The 1,194-nt window shown below is 55.6% G+C and carries 1 protein-coding gene and 1 pseudogene; both read right to left on the bottom strand.

From position 1 onward, the window contains the following. Window positions 1–327, bottom strand: a pseudogene (locus OSC10802_RS53735) (hypothetical protein); the annotation flags it as partial. 48 nt (window positions 328–375) lie between these two features. After that, on the bottom strand, window positions 376–1,194 hold an 819-nt coding region (locus OSC10802_RS53730; RefSeq protein WP_198525375.1), incomplete at its 5' end, for a hypothetical protein.

The following is a 1,194-nucleotide window of genomic DNA, read 5'->3' as shown; positions in this document are numbered from 1 at the left end:
AGCGGACCCTCCGCGCCTGCCGGTCTTAGTCCGATTTTCTTCCCGGTAGTATTCCTCCTGCACCTGCAGCAGCTTTGAGAGACAGCCGCAAACTTGTTCAGGAGTCACAGGGTTGCGGAAAGGCTCAAACAGACAGGGGGTAGCCATAAATCGCCCTAGCAGTCCCAGCGTTTCTGGAGCGCCGGCTGACTGGGGTGCCGGTGCGAACCAAACATCGATTTGTCTGGCTTCTCCCGCCACGCGGCGTGGCGCTTGCACTGTGCCGTAAGGCGATAGCATTGCCTCCAGGTAGTCTTTGGCAAATTGGTCGTGTATGAAGCGAGTCATTTGTCTGTAACTTGAGTAGATAGCACTCGTCTATATGATAGAATTTTATCAGACAAAGCGAGTCTTATACTGGTTTTTTACGCACCGGCTGCCTTCGTTTGTTGCCGGAACATTACAATTGCCGGTGGGTGTTTCTCCCCGGAATTGTAGGGTGGGTTGCGCGGTTGAGCGCAAACCCCTATCCACCGCCAACAAAGCCAGCAAATCAGGCGTGTCAATCGTAAAACTCCGCCCTCCCAACACAGTCTTATTCCGCCCCACAACCAGCGCAAAAGGCGCACCGGCACCCAGCAATTCCCCCACCTCCCCAAACATCACCGCCATATCCGCCAAATACTTATAAAGGAGTGCCGGCACATTCTGCCGGCGGAACCCATCCCTGCTGGTATCTATCGCACCCCTCAACTCCTGACACCGCACCCAGCAATCATAAGGCAACCGGCTCTCATTGCGCAGCATTTCCCCCTCCAGCTGCAATCGCTCTCCGACACTAATCTCCCGACTTCCAATCAGACTCCTTTCAGTTTCCCGAATCTCATCACCCCCAATCAATCCCAGCAGCACCAAACTCAAACGCTGCGTCTCAATATAAGGAAGCGCACTTGCATACGGCGGACTCGTAATTGCCGCATTGAACCGTTGCGAAAAATGCCCCCTCACCACACCGGCACAACTCCGCGAATCTCCCAACAAAGCCTCTTGCACCGCCGGCACCTCCGTGATATGCTGCCTAGCAGCCATCACCGCCCCAACCTTATCTGTCACCGCCGCCAAGAACAGCGGGATAGCCGGCGCATTCTCTGGCGAACTCTTGCGCCGGCGCATCCGCAAATCAGCCGGTTCTTGCAGAGACACCTGCCGCACAAT

The organism is Kamptonema formosum PCC 10802 (assembly GCF_000332335.1).
Lineage (GTDB): Bacteria > Cyanobacteriota > Cyanobacteriia > Cyanobacteriales > Oscillatoriaceae > Oscillatoria.
Note: the sequence above shows the minus strand (reverse complement) of the source record. Positions and strands in the feature narration are given on the sequence as shown.